This window comes from Microseira wollei NIES-4236, assembly GCF_020521235.1.
GTDB lineage: Bacteria > Cyanobacteriota > Cyanobacteriia > Cyanobacteriales > Aerosakkonemataceae > Microseira > Microseira wollei.
Map to the genome: position 1 here is coordinate 23,276 of NZ_BLAY01000086.1, position 19,103 is coordinate 42,378.

At 41.1% G+C, this 19,103-nt stretch carries 18 protein-coding genes and 2 pseudogenes; 3 read left to right on the forward strand and 17 right to left on the reverse strand.

Annotation, left to right across the window (positions count from 1 at the left end; genetic code table 11):
- Positions 1–5 precede the first annotated feature (5 nt).
- The 17 genes and pseudogenes from MiSe_RS26010 to MiSe_RS26090 form a co-directional block, all read right to left on the reverse strand.
- Entirely contained in the window at positions 6–1,124 is a 1,119-nt protein-coding gene (locus MiSe_RS26010) for a glycosyltransferase family protein (RefSeq protein WP_226586113.1), read from the reverse strand.
- A 7-nt stretch (positions 1,125–1,131) separates the two neighbouring features.
- Entirely contained in the window at positions 1,132–2,268 is a 1,137-nt protein-coding gene (locus MiSe_RS26015; protein ID WP_226586114.1) for a glycosyltransferase family 4 protein, read from the reverse strand.
- A gap of 320 nt (positions 2,269–2,588) precedes the next feature.
- A complete protein-coding gene (locus MiSe_RS26020) occupies positions 2,589–3,749 on the reverse strand; it encodes a glycosyltransferase family 4 protein (protein WP_226586115.1) in 1,161 nt (386 codons plus the stop codon).
- Positions 3,750–3,775: 26 nt separating this feature from the next.
- Positions 3,776–4,498 (reverse strand): hypothetical protein, encoded by a 723-nt coding sequence (locus MiSe_RS26025; RefSeq protein WP_226586116.1) that lies wholly within the window; start codon positions 4,496–4,498, stop codon positions 3,776–3,778.
- A gap of 421 nt (positions 4,499–4,919) precedes the next feature.
- A complete protein-coding gene (locus MiSe_RS26030; protein WP_226586117.1) occupies positions 4,920–5,729 on the reverse strand; it encodes a class I SAM-dependent methyltransferase in 810 nt (269 codons plus the stop codon).
- 97 nt (positions 5,730–5,826) lie between these two features.
- Positions 5,827–7,197 carry a glycosyltransferase gene (locus MiSe_RS26035; protein ID WP_226586118.1) on the reverse strand — a complete coding sequence of 457 codons (1,371 nt, stop codon included), beginning with the start codon at positions 7,195–7,197 and terminating at the stop codon, positions 5,827–5,829.
- 22 nt (positions 7,198–7,219) lie between these two features.
- Positions 7,220–8,074 carry a hypothetical protein gene (locus MiSe_RS26040; protein WP_226586119.1) on the reverse strand — a complete coding sequence of 285 codons (855 nt, stop codon included), beginning with the start codon at positions 8,072–8,074 and terminating at the stop codon, positions 7,220–7,222.
- Between the two features lie 5 nt (positions 8,075–8,079).
- Positions 8,080–9,594, reverse strand: coding sequence for a B12-binding domain-containing radical SAM protein (locus tag MiSe_RS26045; protein ID WP_226586120.1), 1,515 nt, complete (start codon positions 9,592–9,594; stop codon positions 8,080–8,082).
- 54 nt (positions 9,595–9,648) lie between these two features.
- On the reverse strand, positions 9,649–10,569 hold the full coding sequence (locus MiSe_RS26050) for a CgeB family protein (protein WP_226586121.1): 921 nt from the start codon (positions 10,567–10,569) through the stop codon (positions 9,649–9,651).
- 150 nt (positions 10,570–10,719) lie between these two features.
- Positions 10,720–10,893, reverse strand: coding sequence for a hypothetical protein (locus MiSe_RS26055; RefSeq protein WP_226586122.1), 174 nt, complete (start codon positions 10,891–10,893; stop codon positions 10,720–10,722).
- A 60-nt stretch (positions 10,894–10,953) separates the two neighbouring features.
- Positions 10,954–11,844, reverse strand: coding sequence for a class I SAM-dependent methyltransferase (locus MiSe_RS26060; protein WP_226586123.1), 891 nt, complete (start codon positions 11,842–11,844; stop codon positions 10,954–10,956).
- A 43-nt stretch (positions 11,845–11,887) separates the two neighbouring features.
- On the reverse strand, positions 11,888–12,775 hold the full coding sequence (locus tag MiSe_RS26065; RefSeq protein ID WP_226586124.1) for an SDR family oxidoreductase: 888 nt from the start codon (positions 12,773–12,775) through the stop codon (positions 11,888–11,890).
- A gap of 54 nt (positions 12,776–12,829) precedes the next feature.
- The gene (locus MiSe_RS26070; RefSeq protein ID WP_226586125.1) at positions 12,830–14,107 is read right to left on the reverse strand and encodes an ABC transporter ATP-binding protein; all 1,278 of its coding nucleotides are present in this window, start codon (positions 14,105–14,107) and stop codon (positions 12,830–12,832) included.
- Positions 14,108–14,122: 15 nt separating this feature from the next.
- Positions 14,123–14,959 carry an ABC transporter permease gene (locus MiSe_RS26075; RefSeq protein ID WP_226586126.1) on the reverse strand — a complete coding sequence of 279 codons (837 nt, stop codon included), beginning with the start codon at positions 14,957–14,959 and terminating at the stop codon, positions 14,123–14,125.
- A 244-nt stretch (positions 14,960–15,203) separates the two neighbouring features.
- Positions 15,204–15,422: a hypothetical protein gene (locus MiSe_RS26080; protein WP_226586127.1), complete on the reverse strand. Its 219-nt coding sequence runs from the start codon at positions 15,420–15,422 to the stop codon at positions 15,204–15,206.
- Between the two features lie 231 nt (positions 15,423–15,653).
- A pseudogene (locus tag MiSe_RS53995) lies at positions 15,654–15,892 on the reverse strand (ATP-binding cassette domain-containing protein); the annotation flags it as partial.
- 7 nt (positions 15,893–15,899) lie between these two features.
- Positions 15,900–16,652 (reverse strand): annotated as a pseudogene (locus tag MiSe_RS26090) (ABC transporter permease); the annotation flags it as partial.
- A gap of 562 nt (positions 16,653–17,214) precedes the next feature.
- Between MiSe_RS26090 and MiSe_RS26095 the strand changes: the two are divergent.
- The 3 genes from MiSe_RS26095 (at position 17,215) to MiSe_RS26105 (ending at position 18,660) form a co-directional block, all read left to right on the forward strand.
- Positions 17,215–17,538, forward strand: a complete 324-nt coding sequence (locus tag MiSe_RS26095) for a hypothetical protein (RefSeq protein ID WP_226586128.1) — start codon at positions 17,215–17,217, stop codon at positions 17,536–17,538.
- A gap of 10 nt (positions 17,539–17,548) precedes the next feature.
- The gene (locus tag MiSe_RS26100; protein ID WP_226586129.1) at positions 17,549–18,091 is read left to right on the forward strand and encodes a GIY-YIG nuclease family protein; all 543 of its coding nucleotides are present in this window, start codon (positions 17,549–17,551) and stop codon (positions 18,089–18,091) included.
- Between the two features lie 185 nt (positions 18,092–18,276).
- Positions 18,277–18,660 carry a hypothetical protein gene (locus MiSe_RS26105; RefSeq protein ID WP_226586130.1) on the forward strand — a complete coding sequence of 128 codons (384 nt, stop codon included), beginning with the start codon at positions 18,277–18,279 and terminating at the stop codon, positions 18,658–18,660.
- Positions 18,661–19,103 lie beyond the last annotated feature (443 nt).

Here is a 19,103-nt window from a genome sequence, read left to right on the forward strand (position 1 = left end):
TTTCCTCACGGTTGCAAATAAGGAAGCAAAGTTTTAGTGACGACGCTCCAACTGAGATTTGAGTCGTAGTAGTTTTGAGTTACTTTAGTTAAATTATCAAGGTCGGGGAGTTGAGTCAAACTATTTAGCACTTGTTTCTCGAAAGCGGGGTAAGAATTTTCTGGGGCTAAAAATACGCTGGGGAGTTGCCGTAAGAAAGAGTCTGTAAGCATTCCATCCGTTCCAATTACGGGTATGCCATGTTCTAAAGCGGACATGAGCGATGTGCGTTTAGCACTGATGCCGAAGCGGTGAGGCATTAACATTAAATTGGAAATTTGTAAGTAATGGGACAATTCAATCGGAGCGAGATAACCAGGACGGATGGCAGGATTTTTTAGGGTTCTGAGTGACTGGGCGTTTCCTAATAATAACCAAATAATAGAGTAGTTGGAATTGAGGTAAAGATCCAATGCCGAAATCCAGTTTGGCAGAATTGACTCACCACAACCAAACAGTGTTATTACCAGTTGTTCGGGGGCAATTCCTAATTTTTGACGTACCGATTGTTTTTGCGAGGAAGAAAGGGGTTGGAATGGAATGTTACTGGGAATTGGTAGATAGTGAATTTTTGATTTTGAGTTACTGAATCTTTTCAAGCGATGCAGGTAAAGTTCGGAAGCACAGAAGACGTGATGACTGGAATGGAGGAGCGAGCGCAATACATACTGTTGTAATAACCCCACCATCCACGTCCCCGGATACTTAAGAAACCAAAAGTAGGTTTCGTGAACAATTAATAAGGTTTCAAAGCTTTTGTGACACTGTTGCCAAAAATCCAATAATGCCAAGTTGTAGCCTTTGTCAGAATAAAGCCACGGAGTGTACTGTAAAATTACCGTTTCAACATTTTCTGATTTCAGCCACTCTAGAAGTTGCTGCAAACCTAATTTATACCAACTTTCTACTGTAGAGAAAACTTTGACAGGATTGTCTGATTCCTGACAACCTTGTTCCACAACTATATCAATCGTCACACCCAACTGATTTTGACAGTATGCGGCTAAATTTACCGAGTAATCCCCAACCCCACAAGTATGAGGATGGACTCTCCCCGTAATAGTGATAATTTTTCCGAGTTTCATCCTCAATTTACTGCTTTTTTTGTTGAAATTCATTTAACCATTTCAAATAATTATTTTCCAACACTTCTACAGCTAAATCCCACCTGAGATTTTGTACTCGTTGGTAACCTGCTTTGGCAATCCTTAAGCAGAGTGTTTGATCTTGCAATAAATCCTTAACGCCTTGATAGAGATTTGGAGACGTCAGCTTTTCCATGACAATCGCTTCTTGGCGGTGTTTAAGACTTGCACCAAATCCTATTTTACTAACAACAACTGCACAACCACAAGCCATTGCCTCAGCTGTTACAATTCCAAAACTTTCGTAAAATGATGGCAGAATAAATATAGATATTGACTGGTATATACTTCGCAATTCTTGCTTATTTTCTACTAAAGGAATCACTTCTATTTGCGAACATACCTCTCTGGGAAAATGCTCCTCTTTTTTGAAATTATATCCGACTCCAATCAGTTTAAATTTACAGTTGGGAAACTCAACTAGCACCTGAGAAATATCCGATTTAATTAAATTAATGCCTTTTCGTTCTATCCAAGTACCACAATAACCAATTACGGGTTGCCTCTCAAATTCAACATTTAAATTCAAGTAGTCTTCTCTCAGTCCATTTTCTACAAAAATGGCATGATATCTGTCCATGTACTCCAAGGTTAAAGCATACTTAAGTTCGTCTTCACTCAGGGTCACAAGTGCATCGACTTGAGTAAAAGCACTTTTAAACAAAGCTGTTTGATCGAACTGATACCACTTTGTAAAAGGGCTGGTCATAGCACCTGTTTTAGATGCTGCAACTAAGGTTTTGTATAAGCGCGTCTCTAGACCATTGGAATGGCTAACCATTAAAAAATTTCGCTGGTAAATTTTGCTTAAAACTAAAGCAGTTAACCAAGACTCACCGCCATAAAATTCAACTATATCATACTTTTTTTTGGTTAATTGACCTAGGGTCAAAAACAAGATTCCCACAGCTTGACGATAACTGGTTGCTCGTCCTTTTAAAAATTCAAAAGGTTCATAAGATTCTGGCCCAAATAAGTCTACTTCATGCCCCCTATCACGCAAACCCCGACAGAAGTTAAGGATAATATAGCCTGAACCTTGATATTCTATTAGGGGACAATTGCTAATGGATAATATTTTCATTTTTCCTCTCAAATTCTCTGCGTTAGGCTAAATATTTAGTTACCTAAAAATTTTACTCTGGAATTAATATTAACTCAAGTTGCTAGTTAAAAGAACTCAGGTTCGCAGTGTTCTGTAATCAAAATTTGTCTATGCCAAGGGTCTCCCAGGTCTGCAAAGAGTCTGGCTGTACCATTGAATTGAATTAATTGGATACGTGAGTTTGGTGAAATAAGCAAGAGCAACTGGATTAGCTTATGACGTCTGAAATAGGACGGGAGTGAGGCAACGATTGACTGAATATTCATGTTATCTAAAGTAAGAATGCAAAAACATATATACTAGCGATTTAAACTGGCTTGCTTCCTTTGCCAATATTCTAAATAAGTTTGGCTGGTATGTTTCGCAATTTCCTGCCAACAAAATTTCTGCGATCGCTCTTTTGCCCATACTCGTGCTTGAGCCAGTTTGCTTTTATCTTTTAGCAGGTCAATTACTTTTGCACTCATACTTTCAGTGTCGCCTGGAGCAACTAAATATTCTGATGGTAACATCATCGGTGGTCCCGGTGCATTATAAGCAATTACAGGAATAGAAGCTGCAAGCATTTCTAAAACTCCAAAGCCAAAGGATTCTAAATAAGAGGGAAAAATTCCAACCGAGCAAGACTTTAAAAGTTCTGGTAACTCTTGGGCGTTAAATCTAGGAATTACTTCAATTCGCTCTTTTAACTCATGGGGAAAGAAAGATAAAACTTTTTCTTTAGTTTGGAATAAACCAGCCGTGCCTAATAAACGAAAAGTTACATTCGGAATGCGATCGCAAATATTTTCTACAATACTTGGAAAGTCACTGGCTCCTTTACGGTAATCAAACGTGCCGACAAAAACTACTTTTGGTTCCCCTGGAACTTCGAGGGAAATACCATCAAATATTGGTCGGCGACTGCGACTAATTCCGTAAGGAATTACAATAATTTTTTCGGCTGGAATTCCGCACCTAACCAACTCATCTTTATCGTCATAATTCGCCACATTCACTAAGTCAGATTCAATCACCGTTTTGTGAGCAAGCTGTGCTATTTTCTGCTTGTCTATAGCATCGCGTTTACCTTTGATTAAACCGCGAATTTTAGATTTCCAGGTTTTTGGCTGTGGAATATTTATTTTTTCCAAATGGTGGACAAGCAGTGCAGCTCTAGCGACGAAAAGGGTGCGTGGGTGAAATTCGCTTCTAGAGTAAGGAAGATAACTCTGGTCATAGTCTATGACATCATATTCAGCAGCATGTTCGCGCAAATATTGTCGTAATGCTTCAGAAAAAATAAGTTGCCAACTTAGTTGATGATTTTTCAGATGCTTTGGTATGGTTGCAAGTTGCTGTAGAGAAATTGTTTTACATTCCCAGCCGAGTTGCTCCATTTCTTCAGCGAGTTCAATCCAAATTTTCGGAGCGCCAAGTTCTTTAATTAGAGGGGCAGGACTACAGAAAAGGATTTTCATTACCTGAGGTTTAAATCATTTAACAATTAATAGGCATCGCGCCAGAAAAGATGTTTTCCTCCAGCGTAGTGACGAGCCAATGATTCAGTTTGTCTTCTGAGTTTGAAGTTATCTATCATTGTAGTCGCAAGGGTGTCTGAATCAAACCATTGACCGTTCGCTTGCCAAAAAGCATGAGCAATAATGGTTTGCTCCAGGTGGGTTGTTGCTTGTTTCGCATAAGGAAGCAAATTCATCAACTTTTCGGCTGGGATAGTTTGGGGTAAAATACCCTGAGAATAATATACCAAGCCGCAGTTTAAAGGAGCGCCTGCTAAGATGCTGCGATCGCCTAAAAATTCTATCACCTCCAGGTCATAGGATTGCTGATAATCTTGACCCGCTAAGATAGTCGGATTTTTCTGGCGCAAAGATTGTAAAATAGAGGGAAAATCACCAAACCATAAAACATCTGCATCAAAAAGTAGAATATCTGAATCCGCATTTGCTGCTAAAGTAATCGCAAACTTTTTGGCATATCCCCCCCACTTTCCAGAGTTCAACCAAGTTTTGATAAAAGTTTGATACCTTGAATCTAACTTGGACAATAAACTTTCCCAGTGCCAAAACTCTACATCGGGTGGTGAAGCACCTGAAAGCCAAGAATATAGCTTAGCATAAGCAGCATCAGAATCTCCAACCAGCCAAAAGTTAGGTCTTTTATCCACTTGTCGCATCAAAGAGTTGAGGCTATATGCCAGTAACGGCACATCAGCTTCATGCACAATTGAAACAAACCTTGGCAAACAGGGGTCTAGAGGTTTCCACTTTATATTAGGACGTTGAAGGCATTTAATTTGGCGCAGTAAGTTATAATAACTATACCAAAATCTGTATTTGACACTTTGTTTTATTTTATTTTTTAAACCCAACATACACGATATATCCATTTTTTTTCCATTTAAAAATCATTAATTCGTTTAAACAATGATAAAAATCGCTTTCTATTTTTACCAAACGATGTTGAAAAACTCAATCTGCCGTACTTATTCTGGAAAACCGGGTTTCTTTGGGCATATGGGATGGCAAATAGACTTGCTTGTACGGTAAGCATTTGGTTCAATTGAGCGGGGAAAGCTGAGTCATCATGTATAAGAGGGCCAAAATACATAAAAACAACTCCATTTGATTTCACCTTAACAAAGGGAGCATTAAAAACCAATCTTGATGTGTAACCTCTTTGCTGAAGCGGGATTCATACATGAAATTTAAAACAGCCTGCTTTGTCAGCCAACTAGGAATAGTAAAAGTTTTGAAAGGAAAATCATTTAAGGTGCGCGGACGGGTGGTATACTTCTCTATTTTGTGAGTATTTTTAAATCTCTCATAAATTATTTTAGAGCAGTCCGGAACAAACATATCATGAATCTCTACAAGAACAGCAGTCCGAGCCAATCCGCTCACCTTCGATTTATTTAAAAGCTCAACTTCCGCGCCTTCAACATCCATAATCAACAAGCTTTTCTTAGTTTCTTTTTCTAACAATTTGTTTAAATCACTTGGGCGACACAACCCAAGAATTTCAATCCTTCCACCCACCAAATTTTCTGAAGCTAATTTTGAAATTGTGGGATGCAAAGTGTCAGTTTGAGCCTCAAAGGCGTAAATCGATGCTTTTGGATACAGTAGGGACATACCTACTGCATAATAACCTTCGGCTGCACCCACGTTAATAATTTGATCGAACTCAAAGCTTTGCAAGAGATTAATAGCTGGATGAATTTCCATTTCGTAGGTTCCGAGCAACCATAATGGATGTGTATTGTCCATTTTATTGTACTTCATCCCTTTAAATGGCCCAGACATGACCTCGCAGTTGGATTTTTGTCTAATAACCTGTGAGACATACATACCTAATGGATCTTTTAGAGGACGCACTGCATCTCTTATCGCTGAGGGGACTAGCTGTTTATAAATGGTTCTTAAGGTTGTAGCAGTCATCTTCTTACCAATAATCAACTAAAGTTGTTAAATATTTGGCTAGCCTGACACCGGCTAAATCAAGCTGTAACTTTTATTTAATCGCGAATTTCTTAGTTCATATCATTCTTATTTTTGGATAACTTTGGCGAATATATATAGCTTTATCCAAGACATCAGAAAACTCTTTGGCGCGAGTTACATAGCTCAGTTCATCATATAAATGAGTACGGTCGAAGGTTAGCTGTTTTCCTGAAAACTTTGCAGCAGCAATTTTACTAATAACTTTTATCATGGTAGATACGTCTGTTGGTTCCACCAGCCAAACTCCTGGCTTACCTTCGAGATAATCCCAGTTTTCTCCTTTTGGAACCGCTGCTAGAATCGGGCGGTCAGTCATTAAATATTCATAGGTTTTGCCTGATATGCGACCCCCAGGACAAGACCCAGGCGGACGTGCCGGTAGCGTCAGAAACAACAGGTCACATTGGCAAGCTAATTCAATAGACTTTTCATTGGAGACTGGACTAGAAACAGAAACAATATTTGTAAGATTCTGGTTTTGTAAAGCTCGGTCAACAACGTATTTAGCAAACAAATTTCCATAAATTTTAATTTTAATTTTTCCCTCCCACTCTGGATAATTGATTAACACTTGTTGCACAGCTTGACCCACAAACATCGGACTGGCGCTTCGCTGGTCAAGTTTAGCAATCTGATAATGCCCTAATTTCAGCCAAGCTTGATAAATTTTTTTAATACATGTTTTTTCTCCAGGCTTATAATAAAATTCAAACCAGCCAGCCATTGCTCCCGTGTAGGTAATGTGAAACTCATTATCGGTTCTTGCTGGATATTGAGAAAATTCTTCTGGATCGGCTCCATATCGCACCAGGTGAAACTTTGAACGATCCTGTTGAGGTTGTCGCGATCGCACCCTCTCTAAGTTTAGTTGTGAAACGTAGATAACTGCATCAGCCTGATGGACGTAAAAATTTTCCATCCATAACGTCAGGCGATAATGGAACCAACTGTAAAAACTGCTATGCATATCATCACAAGTGGGCGAGTCATCAAAGTTTAATACCAAAGGTAACCCGGTTAACCACTTCGTTATAACGCCTATTATTCCAATAGAATAAGGCATCATGAATGCAACAATAACATCAGGTCTTTCTTGCTTGATTAATTTTCTAGCTTTGTTTAATGCTGGAGCCAACCAAAAAAAAGCTGGTTCCCCCCAAAAAGGAATGACCCATTCTAATAACTTTTCCAACTTAATTTTTATTAGCAGATCTATCAAATATTTAGGATACCAATTTTTGACTGAATGAACCGCAATTTCTTCTCCTAAATATCCATCTTCCACTGGTGTTATAACTTCAATCTGCCAGTCTTTCTGTAAATACTTCATAATTCTGGCTATCCGATTACTCGTCGTCCTTGGCTCTGGTGGGAAATTATAGCAAATAGACAGCAACTTTTTCATAAATCATGTGACTAGCTAAACATTAATCAGCCGTAATACTTTTTTTTACTATTACGATCTTTGCTTTGAACCATTGATAAATTCTGATTGCATATTCTGGATATCTATTTACTCTTCTCAAAGCATAATATATCCGAGACAAGTACATAAAATCAGCTGTTTTTTGGCTTGTGTTAGGGTTATAGTCGGGATAGAATGCCTGTGATTTAACTGCTTCCTCTGCTCTAAGTTTAATATCCAGCGCCTCTGCTTTTACTGCTTCCTCCTCAGCTTTCATACGAGCAATAGCCTCAGCAGTGGGTTCATAGTTCACCAGTTCGTGTATAGCCGTGACGATCTGATTAGCAATAGATATCCAGTTTAATTCGGACTGGTTCTGAAGGCCATGTACTCGATCGCAACCAGATAACCAAATGCAATATGGCTTTACAATACCCAGATCTTCTATATTTTCAGCACCATCTTGACATATCAGGCAAATATAAGCCATTTTCCTAGCACGCTGCCTGGATATTAAGACCAAATCCTGATTTGGCAAAGTAGTTGACGAAAATGGCTCCCCTAACAAAAACAAGGACTTTACTTGAGTGCCTGCACTGGTGTTGTAAGTACTGATAAACAAGTCAATGTCAAGCTCTTGGCACAGAGCCGATAAGCGACAAGTCTCAATAGCAAAATTTGAGAAGTCAACCCCAGGGGCAAACAGATTTTTTATCCAGTCAAGTTCTGGGAAAGCCGGGGTTGAACTTCGATTGAGGAAATATATTGTATGCCCCTGTAATTGAGATATCAAAGGTGGTATCAGTTGCCTCCAAAACTGAATGGCTTCGGTGTGATTATTCTGAGTAAATACGCAGCCATCGATCAGAATTTTCATTTGAATCATTCCGCAGGCAGATTAGTTGGTTCTCCCATCTTAGAATACTTTGACCACTTTGGTTTATAGTCCTTGCCAAGCCAGCCAACGGCTTCAGCCAGCTTTGCATCATTATGCGTTCCGCCATCGTAAAGTTCAAAGTTTCTTAATTCCTCTCCCTTGCCAAGAGCTACCATTTCTTCCCATAACTCTGTACCGGGGAACGCCACACAGTCAGAGTTTTGCCAGTGGATGATGTTGTTTGACTTGGCTCCTATATCCTTTAATTCATTTAGAATTTTGAGATCTTTTTCCCAATCTTCATCCGTTTCTCCTGGTATATTTTTCATGGTCGTAAAGTGGAATTCCATGTTAGAGAAGCGGGTAATCAAATACTTAATATTTTCATAGCTTCTCTTAGTATTCAAGCTCTTCTTAACGTTATCAACCAACTTTTGATTGAAACTTTCAACCCCAAACCGCATTCCAACACAGCCACTCTCGACCATCAGATCGTATATTTCTAAACTAGAGGTGTCAATTCTCCCCATCATTGTCCAAGGTAGACCAATCTCTTTAAGCCCTTTGCAAAGTTCTGTAATTCTCTTAGTTCCCAAATTCCAAGTGTCATCGTCAAATAGAATACTCCCTATCCCTTTAACATCATAACCACGTTGGACTTTTTGAATGCCTTGTATTATACTTTGCCGCCCCTTGAGCGTGTCTTTCAGGTTGCGAATACTATACTTTTGGACTTTGGTTAATAGAGTTTCTTCTCTTTGAATATTTTCTTCATAGGTTTTGTATTCCTCTATCACTGTCTTGATTTCATCGATCGCTAATTCAGGCATTCGGTTACGGTACTGCCCGTTATTCATCACTTTCGGCCATTGACAGTACGTACATTTAAATGGACAACCGCGCGAAGTGCTGACTGCCAACTGAGGGCGCGGCGTGTTCATGGTAGGTTCCCAGTAGTTATATAGATACTCAAAAGGTCTAAAGGGTAGAAAATTTTTACCATTCAAAAAATTAATGTCTTCTACGTGTTCGTAGGTGTAAATCTGCTTGGCCTTATCCAGTTTGGATACTATATCAAGAGCGGGTTTTTCATATTCGCCAATAACACAGTGATCGACAAAGGGTTTTTGAATTAGATCGTTTACATAAGCTTGAACGTGGGGGCCTACCAAAACAATACGGCTGTCAAAGTTTTCCTTAGCCCAGATGGCAAATTCTTCAACCTTGCGGTACAAAGGCGTAGATGTTTCCAGAAATAAAACATCGGGTTTAAACTTAGCAATATTTTCTTTTACTAATTCATAATTCCAGTGATGCAGGGCAACAGCATCATAAAACTTGGCATCAACTCCATGCTCGATTAAGTAGCTAACAGCATACCCCATGAAAAATGGAAAACAAGCATAACCATGAATCCCTGGGAGCGTCCAAGGCCAGCGCGATCCTGCATTAGGTCCCGTGTATATCTTACCTTGATTGTCATACTTGATGAAGGGTATATTTGCGAAAATTACGTTCATTTTTTTCTCCTGAATGAGTTGTATTAGCTATACCCCAATATTGAATACAAATAACTACAAAAATTGCTGCAAATAATTGATTAAAGTTTCTACGCGGTTCCTATAAGTATGGTCGCTCAGAACAATTTTACGTCCCTCTTGACTGCGCCGTTGTCGCTCCTCCGGGTCGGCTAGATAACTAACTAATTTTGCCCACTCGTCTTCATATCCTTCAGTACACACGACAGCATCTCCAAACATATATGGTATAGACTCTACATAGTCAGATAAAATGAAACCTCCACAAGCTAAAATATCGTAAATTCTTAAGTTAATTGTATCCAATTCAATATGTTCTAGAATATGGGCGTTTAAATTAATCAAGCTACTTGTATATAATTTAGGTAGATCTGGCATTGGCAACTTGCCCCGCCAAACTTGAGATAAGGGTTCAGACCACAGATTTCCATAGATCGTCAACCCAAAGGGTATCGCGGGTAAAAAGTAGCGTAGGTTCACTATAGGGCCTCTAATATCATTCCCTACAAAGGATACAGGATGTTGGTAAACCTCTGATGGTTGCGGGTAGAAATATTCGGGGTCGGTAGCAAAAGGAACAACAGCCCCGTTAGCGCATACTTCCATCAACTTTTGGCTGGTGAATAAGTAACCATCAAATTTGGATTTAACTTCCTGAAAAACCCCTGCTGTTCCTCCTGGATATTTTTCTTTAGCAAAAGCATTTTGGAGATATAAAATATTCTTAACTTTAGGATGTAATTCCAAGAAAGGATTGAAGTGAATGAGGACGTCTAGTTCTTCTGCGATCGCTCCGCTGGCTCCATACACATACACTGACTCAACATCGTCGCGCCTCAATAGATACTTCTCCCAGCCGCGCGCTACTACTTCGTCACCATGAACGTTACCCGGCTTGCTGACATCCAGTGTATTGATATGAAACAAACGTAACCCAATCTTCCACTTACGCCGCATAAAGCTGCCTCATTCTCTATGAAAGTCAGGATTTTCTAAGTCTAGCGTCTTAGATAGCATATTGCTCCACTGGCTCGATGATAAACACATCTCCTTTTTTATCACAAAATTCAATGTGTTCCCCCGAGCGCAAGTTATCAATTTCAATTTCTATTTCGCCTGATCTAATGAAAAAAGCTCATAAGTTTCCTTGTGGTAATGCTTCCCGCCTACTTGGTTGCCTGCTGTTTCCACAAAGTTAACCTCAGCCCAACTCTCCCGCGTAATTCCCCAAAATCCACCCCGTTCATCTGCTTTTCTCATGTAAGGAGACAGTTTTTTCATCTTACCCTCTGGCTTAACTTACCTCGATTAATTAAAACATTTTTCAATTTTCATCCATCACTAACCACTAAAAATACTTTTTAGTTTGATTGATAACCGCCGCAGCAGTTTTTTATTTTGGGACTCTGTGTAATAGGCGTAAAATCTATAAAGTTCTTTCAAAGATTCACTTTCTGGTTCAGTCTGGGATAATTTTACTCCTTTGACAGTGATTCCCGATATTTCAAAATCTTCTTTTGGCACAGACGGGTATTTTTCAAATACCTCTTGAGGAATTGGTCGATTGTGATGATGCTGTTTTATTTCTAAATACTCTTCTATTTTAAAATCATCGTTTGACAGGAAAACTTTTCGATACTCAGATGGAAACATTTTATTACAAACATCTCCAAATATAAATCTTATCGCTTTTTTCTGATCTTCTGGTAATGTGGTATTGGCTTTGAGCAATTGATTAATTTGCTCTGGCTTCATGTACAAATGTCCATAGGGGGGAATTATGCAAGAGAAACTTTCATCGGTTTCATCATAGTAATGGTGTCCGTAAGCATGAGTCCATAGAGGAGCGAAATGAGTATAAAAGATGCCTCCCGGTTTTAAAACTCTTTTGATTTCCTGCCACGCCTGTGGCAAATCTAAAATATGTTCAAAAACATTGTGGGAAAAAATTACATCAAAATAGCTATTCGGAAATAATAAATTGTCTGCGTTCAGGTTCAGACACATTAATTTTTCTTCTTCATAAATTGGGTAAATCGCATAAGAATAGGGATCGATCCCATAGACAAACTGAGGATTTGTCTGCCTTGCCACTAATTTGGCAATTGCTCCATCCCCGCAACCGATTTCCAATACTTTTTTACCTTCTAGTTGTACCGAGCGTTTTAAATCTTCAAAAAACTTAACTCGCCAAATTGGTAAATTGACTGTTCGATCGCTTACAGAAGTCATGGTTATTACTTGCTCTCAGCACGCTCCTAATAAATGTTTGGCATTACACGCCACCTGCTAACTTTAAGCGAGACAATCCTTCTGTTACAGAATTAAAATTGACTCCCAGAATTGCAGATGTTTGCTCAATCGAAAGAGAGGCATCTGGTTGTAGTAACATCTGCTCTCTGCGATCGCCTGCTTGTACAGGAGAGATTAGCTCGGTATTGAGTCCAAAGATACTGGCATAAGAGTGAAAAAACTGGAATCGGCTCACCCGCTCTCGTCCTACTGTATGAAATATACCACTTAAGCGTTGCTGCATTATTACTTCTATCATCTCCGCCAGGTTATTCACATAAGTTGGCGTGTTCAGTACGTCAGCGAAACATTCCACCGTTTGACCAGCTTCGATCTGTGCTGATAACCACTTTAATAGAGGCGAAGCCTTGCCGTAAATTCCACCACTTCTGCAAATTGCTACTTTGTCTAATTCCTGTTGAGCTAATTCTTCTCCTTGCAATTTTGTTTTCCCATAAACTAAACTGGGCTGTGGTAGGTCTGTTTCCTTATAGCCTCCGTCTGTGCAACTAAAAACTAAGTCGGTGGAAATATAAATCATCCGCGCCCCAATGTTGCGGCAGGCACGAGCTACGTTCTTGGTTCCTATCGCATTGGTTTCGTACGCTTCATCGGGATGATTTTCGCAATACTTGACATTTTTGTTGCCCGCAGCATGAATTACTACCTCTGGCAATACCTCTTCAAATGTAGTAAATACTGCATTGGCATCCCGCACATCCAATGACACTGGCTTGGCGACGGATGATAGTAAATCGGCAGCTATAGGCGCACTTAATTTGCTGACAAACACTGACTTACTTTTGGCAAAAAATCGAGCCAGATTAGAGCCAACAAATCCACTTCCGCCTGTAATTAATATCTTACTCATAACTCCATTGTTTCTATTGACTATATCTACTTTATCTCGATCAATACTTCTTCATTAATTCCTCTCTGCTTCCTTGTAGTCATCAATTTTTTTCTGTTCCCAGTCTAGATAGGGTAGAAAGTAGGCTTGCTTGTGCGCCCTGATTTTGGGGTTACCTGTTTCTGTTAATTCAAAACGAAATGCCTCGATATTATCAAACTCGATTTGGTAAGGAATCGTAGAAACTAATCTCAGCATATATATGCCAGCGTTTAGCCAATCTCCCGGAATTTTCACAGAAGTTCTATATTTACCTGGATGGCGTTTATTCAGTAATTCTAGATTAGTATCCACATCTTCTGTACTAATTAAAGGAGTTCCATCAAAGCCATGAATAATAGCTGCGACAACTCCACCAAATATGACTTGACGAACTACATAGTCAATCATAATGGTAAATCCTTTTCGCACGTCGATTAAATCCTCATCCGAGCAAATTTCAGCTCGTAAAATCTGTAGGGGATTTCTATTCAAGCGGGAGGTATTCCATACTGACACTTTTTGATACCCTTGATTCAGGTAACTCGTCACAACTTTAGTGGTGTCCCCACTCAGGTTCAAAGTTCCTTGGTTTAGCCAAAAAACCTTATCTGTTAAGGAGGATATTGCTCCCATACTATGACTGACAAATAGTACCGTTCGTCCCTCTCTGCTCACTTCCCCCATTTTACCTAAACACTTTTTCTGAAATTCAATGTCTCCTACTGCTAGCACTTCATCTACTATTAAAATTTCTGGTTCTAAATTAGCTGCTACTGCAAATGCAAGGCGCACATACATTCCTGAAGAATACCGCTTCACGGGCGTATCTAAAAACTTTTCGACTTCCGCAAACCCTACGATATCATCAAACTTTTTTTTGATTTCTGCCTTGCTCATCCCTAAAATAGCACCATTAAGATAGATATTTTCTCGACCCGTCAATTCTGGGTGAAAGCCAGTTCCCACTTCTAATAAGCTTGCGACTCGCCCTTTGAGCCAAATCCGCCCAGTGGTTGGTTCTACGATCCTGCTTAAAATCTTTAATAGGGTTGATTTTCCGGCGCCGTTACGACCAATTATACCAACGCGATCGCCTTGGTTAATCTCGAAAGAAATATCCTTTAATGCCCAAAATTCTTCAGAGCTTTGATTTAAAGTGCTTTGACCATAGGAAGGCTTAAGCAGTTGGCGACTTAATTGCTTAACTCGATTAGCCATTGCGTCTCGCAACGACCTGTAAGGCTCCTGCTTCTGATGCCCAATGATGTATTTTTTCCCTAAATTTTCAACGCGAATTACGGTATCAGACACGCGATCGCTTCCTGCCTAAATAACGTCTGCAAACGTGCGCTCGGTCTTGCGGAAGTATAATACACCGCTGACAAACAACAACGCAACTAATCCCAAAGATAGGGTAAATCCAGGCCAGTAAAGTTTGGACTCTCCACCCAATATAGCCCAGCGGAAGCCATCAATGACCCCCACCATCGGATTTAAAGAGTAGAGCAAGCGCCACTGTTGGGGGACAATGTTGCTGCTAAAACCAACAGGAGAGATATATAAGCCAAACTGCACGATAAACGGCACTATATAACGAAAATCTCGATATTTTACGTTCAGTGCAGCTAACCAAAGTCCTGCTCCCATCGCTGCGGCAAAAGCAATTAAGATAAACAGCGGTAGCGTCACTATGCGCCAATTGGGTACAAAGTTGTACCAAGCCATCAGCGCTAACAAGATCATCCCAGAAATTAAGAAATCCACAAAGCTTACAATTACTGCACTTGCTGGCACAATCAAGCGGGGGAAGTAAACTTTGGAAATCAAGTTAGCGTTACCGATCAAGCTATTACTGGATTCGGCAAGTGCATTGGCAAAAAATTGCCAGGGTAGCATGGCTGCCAACACCAAAATTGGATAAGGGGCATTGCCTTCAGATGGTAACTTGGCTAGGTTGCCAAATATTACCGTGAAAACAACCATTGTCAGGAAAGGTCGAATCAACGCCCAGGCTATGCCAATTGCTGTCTGCTTGTAGCGTACCAGAATGTCTCGCCATGCTAGGAAGTAGAATAACTCCCGATATCGCCACAAATCTTTCCAGTATTGGGTTTCGGTGCGACCCGCCTCTATTATCAACTCGGTTTGAATGCGATCGCTCATCACAGCAATGAATAGCCAGCAGGCATTTTGAGGGTATACATTTAGGATTCTTAATATTCTACTCTGTCTCCTACACAAGATTACAGCAGACCCACTTCCCATGGTGATCGCATCCGCTAAACCAACCCAGCGATAGCAGGGTATCAGTCAGGGAAAAGAGCGATCGCCAACGGAACAAGTCCGTTGGCGATCGCTCTAGCGGTTTTCCTAACTAGCGCTTACCCTGATCTCTCTGGTGCTTCTCTCATTCATTGTCCTGGTTTTGTGCGTCCTGATACAGTCGGCAAGCCTGCTGCAAGTTGCTCCAGATCATCAATTGAGCTGTTATAGCTAAGCGTGCCGGGGCTTTTTCCAACAAGACTAATGGAATCGGGACAAAAATAGCTCCAGCCCATACCACCATTAGCAAACGAGCCAAATTTTTGCTAAACTGATAAGGTTTGTCTTTTGGTTTCTGTCTCATAAGCAATCAGAGTCTCCTTATTTGGCGATTTTGAGGATTTATGTTTCCGTCAGGAATGTCAGGACAAACAACGACCAAAGAATTTGTTGAAAACTCCAGCTTGGCACGGCAATGCTAAAGCTGGTTTTTTTGGTCTAAAATTCTCAAATATACTGTTTGAGAATCTAAGTCTTAGCAATTTAAATGGTAACATCACCTCCTTTAATAAATATCTACAAACTTATCCCACTCTGCAAATGCCAAGCGCACATACATACCCGAAGAATAGCGCTTGACTGGCGTATCTAAAAACTTTTCAATTTTAGCAAACGTGACATTCTCATCATAATGATAGAAATGCGTCCTACCGTTGGCTCAGCGATCTAGATCAAAATCTTTAATAGAGTTGATTTTCCAGCTCCATTGCAACCAATTATGCCAACGACCTCGCCCTGCTTCACTTCCAAAGAAATATCCTTTAATGCCCAAAACTATTCATATGCTAAATCCAGGCCAGTAAATTTTTGACTCTCCACCCAATATAGCCCAGCGGAAGCCGTCAATTACTCCTACCATCGGATTCAATGAGTAGAGCCAGCAACACTTTTGCGGGACAATGTTACGGCTAAACCCAACAGGTGAAATATGTAAGCCAAACTGCACGATAAACGGCACAATATAACGAAAATCACGATATTTTACATTGAGTGCAGCTAGCCAAAGTCCTGCTCCCATCGCTGCGGCAAAAGCAATTAAGATAAACAGCGGCAGCGTCACTATGCGCCAATTGGGGACAAAGTTGTACCAAGCCATCAGCGCCAGCAAAATCATGCCAGAAATTAGGAAATCTACAAAGCTGACAATTACCGCACTCGCAGGCACAATCAAACGGGGGAAGTAAACTTTGGAAATCAAATTGCTGTTGACTATTAAGCTGTTGCTGCATTCGGCAAGCGCATTGGCAAAAAATTGCCAGGGTAGCATGGCTGCAAATACCAAAATTGGATAAGGGGCATTGCCTTCAGATGGTAACTTGGCTAGGTTGCCAAATACTATCGTGAACACAACCATTGTGACAAAAGGTCGAATCAACGCCCAGGCTATGCCAATCGCTGTCTGCTTGTAGCGTACCAGAATGTCTCGCCATGCCAGGAAGTAGAATAACTCCCGATATTGCTACAAATCTTTCCAATACTGACTTTCGGTGCGACCTGCTTCAATTACTAATTCGGTTTGAATGCGATCGCTCATACCCCAGCAACCTTTAACCAATAACAATTTATACCACTGAGGCGATCGCTGCAACCGCTGCTCCCTAATGGCAGCTAGAATAACACGCGCTTTGGGGTGCGATCGCTCTCGCCGCCTATTTTACCTAAAAAATGGGTTATTAGCCTCCCCATTTTAGGGGGACTTTTAGGCTATAGTATAGACGTGGCAAGGTATTCAACCACATGAAAAACCTAGTAGCCTAACGGCATACACTGAACCTTGGCAATCAAATCTATGGCGTTCTACTTCATAGTTCTAGATCCTCCTGGAAGTGGGTAAAAGATTTGCAGGGACTAGACGAATCAGTTTTTCCAACAAAACTTGAAGTGATTCAACTAGGGTGGGGCACACCCGAAGTAACGCTTGGGGAGAGAACCACCTCTGTCTCTGATAACGCAAGGCATCTGAGGTAAGTGGACTCAGCGAACCAAGAATCATCGCCGTGAACGGCGATGATTGTCAAAATTCTTTATACCACGTCGCGCACCCAATCCCATACTCTGATCCAAGTAGCAGCTTTAAGCGTTAACCCATCGTCCCTATGGCTCTCAAGATAGTCGAAAACTTTGATCGCAGTGTCGCCCTCGACGCGGAAGCCAAAGCTACCCTGTTCGCCTTATTGACGGGGGAAGCTTTTCTCGCCCAAATCGGCGAACAGCTTCAATGCTCGTCCGTTGAGTTTACCTCATTGCTGTTTCAGCCGGTTCCCTACAGTACCTCAACGCCTAAAGGGATGCCAGCTGAATTCGAGATGTATCACCAATCCGACGAGTACGCAATTATCAACGTACCGCCTAATTTTATGTTCAAAGCTAAGATATTTAATCCCAGTCGCCTTTGTGCCATTTATCGAAAAATTAGCTAAAAACTAACCAATGACTACCGAAACTATTCCCTCCCTCGCCGGTTTAGAGTTTATCCCTTATATTGACGAAAACGGACAATTACCCGTTCAATTACAAGGGAAAGTCGGCGTGTATGCGATATGCGATCGCCACCAAGTCCTGCAATTTATCGGCTATTCTCGCGATGTTTATCTCAGCCTCAAACAGCATTTGGTACGTCAACCCCAACTCTGCTATTGGGTGAAAGTCCAAACTATTGACCGCCCCAACCGCACGATTCTAGAAAATATCCAAGCTGCTTGGATTGCTGAAAATGGTACGACTCCCTCTGGAAATAGTACCGATGAAGCGAAATGGACGCAATCTATTAATGTCAAACCTCTGATGACGCCTGAAGAACAGGCAAATTATGCTCAAGCAGCGGGTGAGGAATTGGCGCAATCTAAGATATTAAAAAATGTCGCCCGACGAGTTGAGGCTGAAATTCTTGCCGAATTAAAAGCCCGTGGCGTTCAAACCGAAATTCGCTTTAATCCTAAGCTGAAAGACAGCGGTTTGCTCGATTTGAAGTAAGAAAAATATCAAATTAATCATTGTCCCTATAACAATAGACTTCTGGCAAAAATCATTCTGACGGGCAGGATGCCCATCCCACAAGAGAGCATTTTTTCTTGTGGGGTAGGCGTCGGTGCCTGCCCACAAATTGATGGAAAAGTAAATGGGTGGAACAAGTCTAATAGACTTCTCCAAAAACTCTTGTGGGGTGGGCATCTTGCCTGCCCTTGAGTTTTTTTCTGGAGAGGTCTAATCGAAATATTTCTACCTTAAATCTGCCTGGATATGTATCGCCGGTTATATATTTCCTCTCCCTCGGCGTTGTTACCCTTCAAGAAAAACTAGATTTAGTCAATCAAATGACGCCGACGCTGTTAAACAACCGTTATAAAATTATTCGGGCGCTAGCTACTGGCGGGTTTGGTCACACTTTTCTGGCAGAGGATACTTACCTGCCTTCTCGCCACCACTGCGTCATCAAGCAATTAAAACCAGTCAGCAATCATCCCCTTGTTACGGAAGTTGTCATTGCAGCAAAGATCTATTACACCCCGATCGAACACCCTGTAGGGGCACGGCATCAATAACTGTCCATCAGGGGAAAATGTTGACCATGCCGTGCCCCGACCATCTTGTTACACCCCGATGCCACACCCTGTAGGGGCAGGGCATCAATAACTGTCCATCAGGGGAAAATGTTTACCATGCCGTGCCCCGACCATCTTGTTACACCCCGATGCCACACCCTGTAGGGGCACGGCATCAATAACTGTCCATCAGGGGAAAATGTTGACCATGCCGTGCCCCGACCATCTTGTTACACCCCGATCGAACACCCTGTAGGGGCACGGCATCAATAACTGTCCATCAGGGGAAAATGTTGACCATGCCGTGCCCCGACCATCTTGTTACACCCCGATCGAACACCCTGTAGGGGCACGGCATCAATAACTGTCCATCAGGGGAAAATGTTGACCATGCCGTGCCCCGACCATCTTGTTACACCCCGATCGAACACCCTGTAGGGGCA